The 6,892-nt window shown below is 58.1% G+C and carries 7 protein-coding genes; 5 read left to right on the top strand and 2 right to left on the bottom strand.

Going from position 1 to position 6,892, the window contains the following annotated elements:
* Positions 1 to 393: dihydrolipoyl dehydrogenase (locus HKN37_16390; GenBank protein ID NNE48232.1), on the top strand; the 393-nt coding region annotated here is incomplete at its 5' end.
* 70 nt (positions 394 to 463) lie between these two features.
* Here HKN37_16390 and metG read toward each other — a convergent pair.
* On the bottom strand, positions 464 to 2,575 hold the full coding sequence (metG, locus tag HKN37_16385; protein NNE48231.1) for a methionine--tRNA ligase: 2,112 nt from the start codon (positions 2,573 to 2,575) through the stop codon (positions 464 to 466).
* A gap of 201 nt (positions 2,576 to 2,776) precedes the next feature.
* Here metG and proC point away from each other — a divergent pair, with 201 nt between their 5' ends.
* Together proC and hisA are read left to right on the top strand one after the other, a co-directional pair.
* Positions 2,777 to 3,619, top strand: coding sequence for a pyrroline-5-carboxylate reductase (proC, locus tag HKN37_16380; GenBank protein ID NNE48230.1), 843 nt, complete (start codon positions 2,777 to 2,779; stop codon positions 3,617 to 3,619).
* A gap of 85 nt (positions 3,620 to 3,704) precedes the next feature.
* Positions 3,705 to 4,481, top strand: a complete 777-nt coding sequence (gene hisA / locus HKN37_16375) for a 1-(5-phosphoribosyl)-5-[(5-phosphoribosylamino)methylideneamino]imidazole-4-carboxamide isomerase (protein ID NNE48229.1) — start codon at positions 3,705 to 3,707, stop codon at positions 4,479 to 4,481.
* 413 nt (positions 4,482 to 4,894) lie between these two features.
* Here hisA and HKN37_16370 read toward each other — a convergent pair whose 3' ends face one another.
* Complete coding sequence (locus HKN37_16370; protein ID NNE48228.1) at positions 4,895 to 5,374, bottom strand: molybdenum cofactor carrier; 480 nt, start codon at positions 5,372 to 5,374, stop codon at positions 4,895 to 4,897.
* A gap of 23 nt (positions 5,375 to 5,397) precedes the next feature.
* Between HKN37_16370 and thpR the strand changes: the two genes are divergently transcribed.
* Together thpR and HKN37_16360 are read left to right on the top strand one after the other, a co-directional pair.
* The gene (gene thpR, locus HKN37_16365) at positions 5,398 to 5,955 is read left to right on the top strand and encodes an RNA 2',3'-cyclic phosphodiesterase (protein ID NNE48227.1); all 558 of its coding nucleotides are present in this window, start codon (positions 5,398 to 5,400) and stop codon (positions 5,953 to 5,955) included.
* Positions 5,956 to 5,976: 21 nt separating this feature from the next.
* Positions 5,977 to 6,892: aminotransferase class V-fold PLP-dependent enzyme (locus HKN37_16360; GenBank protein NNE48226.1), on the top strand; the 916-nt coding region annotated here is incomplete at its 3' end.

The raw sequence follows: 6,892 nt of genomic DNA, 5'->3' as shown, positions 1-6,892 counted from the left end.
CTGCCCGTGCACGCGATGGACAAGAACAACATTCCGGGATGCACCTATTGCCAGCCACAGATTGCCTCCACCGGATATACCGAAGCCGCTGCAAAGGAGGCCGGATATGAATTGAAGATCGGCAAGTTTCCGTTCACGGCGTCGGGCAAGGCATCTGCGTCAGGCCACACCGAAGGATTCGTCAAGGTGATTTACGACGCCCGCTACGGTGAATTCCTGGGCTGCCATATCATCGGCTATGACGCTACCGAGCTCATTGCAGAAGCAGTCACCGCCCGTCACCTGGAGACGACGGCCCACGAGATTATGGAAGCGATTCATCCGCACCCGACGTTGTCGGAGGCCATGATGGAGGCGACGCGCGCCGCATACGGAATACCGATGAACATGTGAGGCTGCCGCAAGTCGCCTGCGGACCATAATCGACTCGCGAGCATGGAGCTGATCTTCCGGCAGTGACCGATCAGAATACTCGACTGCCGGTCTCGGCATCGGTCTGGACGAAGACCAGGCTGCCGTCTGGCTCTTCAGCCATCAGAATCATTCCCTGGCTCTCCAGGCCGCGCAGCTTACGTGGCTGCAGATTCACGAGCGCAACCACACTCCGACCGACAATATCTTCGGCCTTGTGGTGCTCGGCAATCCCTGCAATGACCTGTCGTGTTTCGAAGCCGAGATCGACATCCAGCCGGAGCAATCGATCAGCCTTGGGAACCGCCTCCGCCGCAATGATCCGCCCGACCCGGAAGTCCAGCTTCGCAAAATCGTCGTACACGATCTCGGGTTTCACAGGCTGCACCTTGGCAGCAGGCTCCACAACAGTAGGCTCCTCACCTCCTTCCTCTGCAGGACCTCCAAGTTTCCCGAGTTGCTCTTCAATCACGTCGTCCTCCAATTTTGAAAACAGTATTTCCGCCTCACCCAGCCGATGGCCTGCCACAAGAATCGGTGTCGCGGCATCGTCCCATCCTATCGAACCGGATGCGCCTCCGGGCACACTCGACCTGATTCCATCCAGATTCAGCATCCGTCGGATCTTGTCAGCCGCAAACGGCAACACCGGGTCCAACAACACGGCGATTGTTGCACAGATCTGCAGTGATACGTGGATACTGTTGGCACAGGCCTCCAAATCCGACTTCCGCGTATGCCAGGGCTCGGTGTCGTTGAAGTACTTGTTGCCAAGTCTGGCCAGTCCCATCGTTTCGAAGACGGCCTCTCTCAGGCGAAACGCCTCGTACGACGCCCCAATTCTTCCCGGGAATTCGCCAAGCTGCCGCAGCACATCTAGGTCGATCTCGCTCGGACCCTTCAGCGGCGGAACACGTCCCTCGAAATAGCGCGTCGCGAAGGTCATCGTCCGATTCACAAAATTGCCAAGAACATCGGCCAGTTCGGAGTTGACCCTGGTCTGAAAATCCCTCCAGTTGAAATCCGCATCCTTCGATTCCGGAAGAGTCGACGCCAACACGTAACGGAGAAGATCCGGATCGAATGCTTCGAGGTATTCGTGGAGCCAGACCGCCCAGTTCCTGCTGGTAGACAACTTCTTACCCTCCAGATTCAGGAACTCATTCGCCGGCACATTCTCTGGAAGCACGTAGCCGCCGTGGGCCATCAACATCGCAGGAAACATCAGGCAATGAAAAACGATGTTGTCCTTCCCGATGAAGTGAACGAGCGAACAGTCTTCGTTCTGCCAGTACTCCTTCCACAGGTCCGGTGTGCCCTGCTCGAGGGCCCACTCCTTCGTCGCCGATATGTATCCGATCGGGGCGTCAAACCATACGTAGATGACTTTGCCGGCCGTGTCGATTCCTTCCGCTTCACCGACCTCCAGCGGAACGGGTACGCCCCAGGGAACATCGCGTGTGATGGCGCGCTCGCGCAGACCATCCTGAAGCCAGCTGCGAACCTGACCCAGGACATTTGGCTTCCATTCGGGATGATCGCTTAGCCATGCTTCGAGACGCTCTTGAAAATCGCCAAGCGGCAGGTACCAGTGGGTCGATTCGCGGAGTTCGGGTATGGCCGACGAGAGTGTACTCCTCGGCTCGATGAGCTCCATCGGACTGAGCGAACTTCCACACCGCTCACACTGGTCGCCGTACGCCTCCTCGAATCCGCAGACGGGACAGGTACCCTTGACGAACCTGTCGGCCAGAAAAATGCCTGCTTCAGGATCAAACAGCTGCTCCGCGGTGCGTGTGACAAACACGCCGTCGTCAGCCAGCTTCGTGAAGAACTCCTGACTGGTCTGGCGGTGAATTGCGCTGGTTGTCCGACCGTAGTAGTCGAAACTCATGCCGAAGGCCGCGAAGCTCTCCTGAATCATCGGGTGGTATCTGTCCACGATACTCTGCGGACTCACGTCGTCCTCCATGGCCCGAATCATGATCGCCACACCCATCTCGTCGGAACCACAGATGAATGCCACATCGTGTCCCTTGAGCCGCAGATATCGGCAATAGAGGTCTGCCGGCAAGTAGGCACCCGCGAGATGACCCACGTGAACCGGTCCGTTCGCGTACGGAAGAGCCGACGTTACGAGGTGTCGCAGTTTCTCGGTTGCCATAGTGTCGGGGCCGCGTTGCAATTCATCCGATAGTGGCGCACGGGCGCCGCTGAGAAACATACGGCTATCCCGTCCGAAACCCCACGCAGGACGCGCCAAAGCGCCGTGAAATATGGGATGCGAGGTGTCTACACGACAGCGCCGACCGGGACTCATGTGCCGGGGCGCAGCAGGTCTTATCTTCTTCGCTTCAACTCATCAGTGCGACGCAAAATGAACCTCAAGGACCAGACAATTGCCGTAATAGGCGCGGGAAACATAGGGCGAGCGTTGATCGGCGGGCTTCTGAATGCCCACGAGTTCGATCCGACGCATATCAGAGCAACGCGTCGTAATGCGGCGTCTCTCAACTCGCTGCGCGAGCAGTTTCCCGGTATCGTGACAAATACAGACAACAGTGCGGCCGCCGAAAACGCTACCATCATTGTGCTGGCGACCAAGCCGCAGTATGCCCTGGCAGTTGTGAACGAGATCCGTGACGTCGTCACGCCGGACACCCTGATTATATCGGTTCTTGCGGGTGTCACGACTGATGCACTACGGTCCTCATTCGGCAAGGACGTGCCCGTTGTCCGATCTATGCCAAACACGCCGATGCTTGTGGATGAGGGAGCCACGGCGATCGCACCGGGTGCGCTGGCTACCGACCTCCATGTCGCCGTGGTCAGTCGGATGTTTGAGGCCGTCGGCCGGGTTGAGATTGTCCCGGAAGAGCTGATGGACGCAGTAACCGGCCTGTCCGGCAGCGGACCGGCGTACGTGTATATGGTGATTGAAGCGCTCACGGATGGTGGAGTGAAACAGGGTATCCCCCGCCCGATTGCCCTCCGACTTGCTGCGCAGACAGTTTTCGGAGCGGCAAAGCTGGTGATTGAAACCGGAAAGCATCCGGCGATTCTGCGCGACGAGGTAACGACGCCCGGGGGCACAGCAATTGCCGCCGTAGCCGACCTTGAGTCTCATGGACTGAGAACAATGCTCATCAACGCGGTCGCCACCGCGACTGCTAGATCACGAGAATTGAGTCGGCTCGGCGGCGACTAGAGACACCGCGGGCAACGGAACCTCGAATTTGACCCTCGGTTGTACGACCTCAACTATCGCCGCCGCGTGCCGCACACGATCATAGATGACGCTCGTAATTCCGGCAATCGATATCAAGGATGGACGTTGTGTCCGACTCTACCAGGGGTCGTACGAAACGGAGACGGTCTATTTCGACGACCCGGTAAAGATGGCGAAGCTCTGGCGCGTCCAGAATGCCAAGGTCCTCCACGTCGTGGACCTGGATTCGGCGCGTGGCGACCGCGGCATCAATGACGACGCCCTGCGCGGCATCTGTGCGTGTCTTGATATTCCGGTTCAGATAGGTGGCGGTATCCGAACTCTCGATGATGTTGAGGCGGCCCTTGAGATGGGCGCTTATCGGGTCGTGATCGGTACCTCTGCCGTTCGGGATCCGGGCATGGTGAAGCAAGCCATCGAACGCTTCGGTGACCGAAAGATCGTCGTGGCGCTTGATGTCCGCGAGGGCGAGGTCCGCGTCGATGGCTGGACGGAAGGATCCGGTGTCTCGGTCCTCGATCTTGCCGCCGAGATGGAGTCGCTCGGATGCACCCGATTCATATACACGGACATAACGCGCGACGGCACGCTGGCCGGTCCGAATGTGCAGGCGTATCGCGAACTGGGCGATCGCCTCTCCACGGCTCGTATCACGGCCTCGGGTGGGGTGTCCGGTTATCTCGATCTGCTCAGAATCAAGGAGCTGGAACCCTTCGGTGTCGATTCGGTCGTCGTGGGCAAAGCGCTCTATGAGAATTGCTTTCCCTGCCAGCAGATCTGGTGCTGGAATGATATGAGCAATCTCGATCTGGAGCGCTTTTCATCCGCACCTCTCTGTTGAAACGACGCACTCGCGACTGTCGCGAGCAATAATCAACTCAATCTCCCGTTTCTGCTGAGTCGATCAGCTCGTCATTCCAGGGAGGCACATCATGAATCCGTCGGCTCCTCGAAACCCAACCGTAACCCGGGTATTGCTATGCGTAGCAGCCAGTCTCTTCCTGTTGAACTTTTGCGCGTTTGTGGCCGCCGTGTTTGCCCAACCAGAGAGTGACAGCCCGACGGTGGTAAGAATCGGATGCCTCGAACGGGAAGTGGATCTCGCGCGAACCGCACCCGACATCCGGGACTTGCAGGCCGACATCTCGCTCATGCGTCACCGCATTGTTGACGCGAGCGCGTATCTAGGCAGTTTCGCCCAGCGTGTGGAGCCGCGCGGAGAAGCACCGGGGACAAAAAGCATCTGCATTCGATTCATTGCTGACGAACTGCCGCACCACCGACACATTCCGATAGGATGCGGATGAGGATCGCCCGCGCCAGTTCATGAATGCCCGGCTCTTCGGATTCGCGAGGACCAGCGACGTTGAGGGTCGAGAGACCTCTGCCCCGAATCCAGTCGATGGCCCGCTTCTGAACGTGCTTGTCGGACAGCTGCAGTATCACTACCGGCTTACTCAGTCGTCGCGCAATCTCCACGGTCAATTTCGTCCCACCTCGAGGCGCCTCACTGCGTACGATGACCAGTGTGGCATCGCTATCTCGGACATTCCATTCTGTGCGCTGCGCCGGGTCCGCCGAAGGGGTCTCGGTCAACGCGTAGGAGCCGTCGAGCGGACCGTCTTCGGCGACTCGTCCCGCGGGACACCAGCCACCGACCTCCAGCCCGACCGCGATGGCCGCATCAAGTGCCGCACGATCTACGCCCGCCTGGCCACCAGATACTACTTTCATTTCGAACACCGAACCCGCATGTAATGCAGCCAGTGAAAAGGATATTCATCGGATTACCCGTCGACGACCAGTTGTCGCAAATGCTGTCGACAATTTCCGAGCCACAAACGGGCGTCAGATGGATCCCCGGTCGAAACCTGCATCTTACGCTTGAGTTTCTCGGGCCGACGTCTGACAACCAGATTGAGGTCCTGGACTATTGGTTGCAAGAGATAAATCAAAGCCCGATCGTACTCGATATTACCGGCCTGGCGTGCTTTCCAAATCTGCGACGGCCGCGAGTCATTGCGCTGGCCATGAGATCCACCGAGGCCCTCGCCCTGTTTCACGCCGCCGTTCGTGACGCTGCGCAGGCAACCGGGATCTCGCTAAAGCCATCACGGCTTTCGCCACACATTACAGTGGCTCGACTTAGGTCACCTCCTACCTCCTGGCTACGTGAATACCTGGAACGCCATGAACAGCATATCTTCTCCTCTGTCCGATATGCCTCTGAAAGATTCCACCTTTACGAAAGCACGTTGACCGCGAACGGCGCGCGCTACTCCATACTCGGAAGTTATCCACTCACTGACCGCTAGAGGGTCCCTCACGGATCAGCCATGCTAAGTTGCGAGAAGAGCAGGTTTCTGCTTCCAGAAAACGAACACTACCTCAACTGCGCCTACCTATCCCCTGTCACACGGGAAATCGAGAACGCCGCGCTCGACGCAATGGCGTTCATGCGACGTCCCGCGACCATTACCACCGACATGTTCTTCCGAACCGCCGACGAGATCCGGGTTGAGTTCGGGCAGATCATTGGTACGCCGGACCCATCAACAATCGCCATTCTCCCCTCTGTGTCGTACGGAATAGCGACGGTGGCGAAGAACACGCCGATCCATAGTGGTCAGCGTATCGTCGTAATCGAGGAGCAGTTTCCCAGCAATATCTACTCATGGAAAAGGCTGGCGGATGAGCGCGATGCCATCGTGACAACCGTCGCATCTCCACGAGGCCACGAGAATCGGGCAGCGCTTTGGAATGAACGCATCCTGGCGGCAATTGACCACCGAACGGCTGTGGTCGCACTTCCGCATGCGCACTGGACGGACGGCACCCGGTTCGATGTGGAGATGATAGGTCGTCGCGCGAGGGAAGTTGGCGCCCTTTTCGTCATCGACGGATCGCAGTCCGTCGGGGCCGTTCCTATCGACGTGCAGAGCGTCAAGCCTGACGCCCTGATTTGTGCCGGTTACAAGTGGCTGTTCGGACCATACAGTGTCTGCCTGGGATATTTCGGACCTCGCCTCTTGAATGGAATTCCTCTTGAGGAAAACTGGATCGCGAGAGAAGACAGTGAGAACTTCGCCGGACTCGTTAACTACCAGGACAGATACCAGCCGGGTGCGATCCGTTTTGATGTCGGTGAGCGAAGCAACTTCTTGTTGCTTCCCATGATGCTTGCCGGACTCCGTCAGATCAATGAATGGGGACCCGGTCGCATCCAGGAATATTGTGCACGTCTGTTTGAAC

It is taken from the genome of Rhodothermales bacterium (genome assembly GCA_013002345.1).
Taxonomy (GTDB): Bacteria; Bacteroidota; Rhodothermia; order Rhodothermales; family JABDKH01; genus JABDKH01.
The sequence above is the reverse complement of the archived record's forward strand: the minus strand, read 5'-3'. Positions and strand labels throughout refer to the sequence as shown.

Excerpts from the sequence above, each read along its gene's own strand:
- metG (NNE48231.1), bottom strand. The coding sequence starts at position 2,575 with ATGGCAACCGAGAAACTGCGACACCTCGTAACGTCGGCTCTTCCGTAC.
- hisA (NNE48229.1), top strand. The coding sequence starts at position 3,705 with ATGACGCTCGTAATTCCGGCAATCGATATCAAGGATGGACGTTGTGTC.
- HKN37_16370 (NNE48228.1), bottom strand. The coding sequence starts at position 5,374 with ATGAAAGTAGTATCTGGTGGCCAGGCGGGCGTAGATCGTGCGGCACTT.
- thpR (NNE48227.1), top strand. The coding sequence starts at position 5,398 with ATGCAGCCAGTGAAAAGGATATTCATCGGATTACCCGTCGACGACCAG.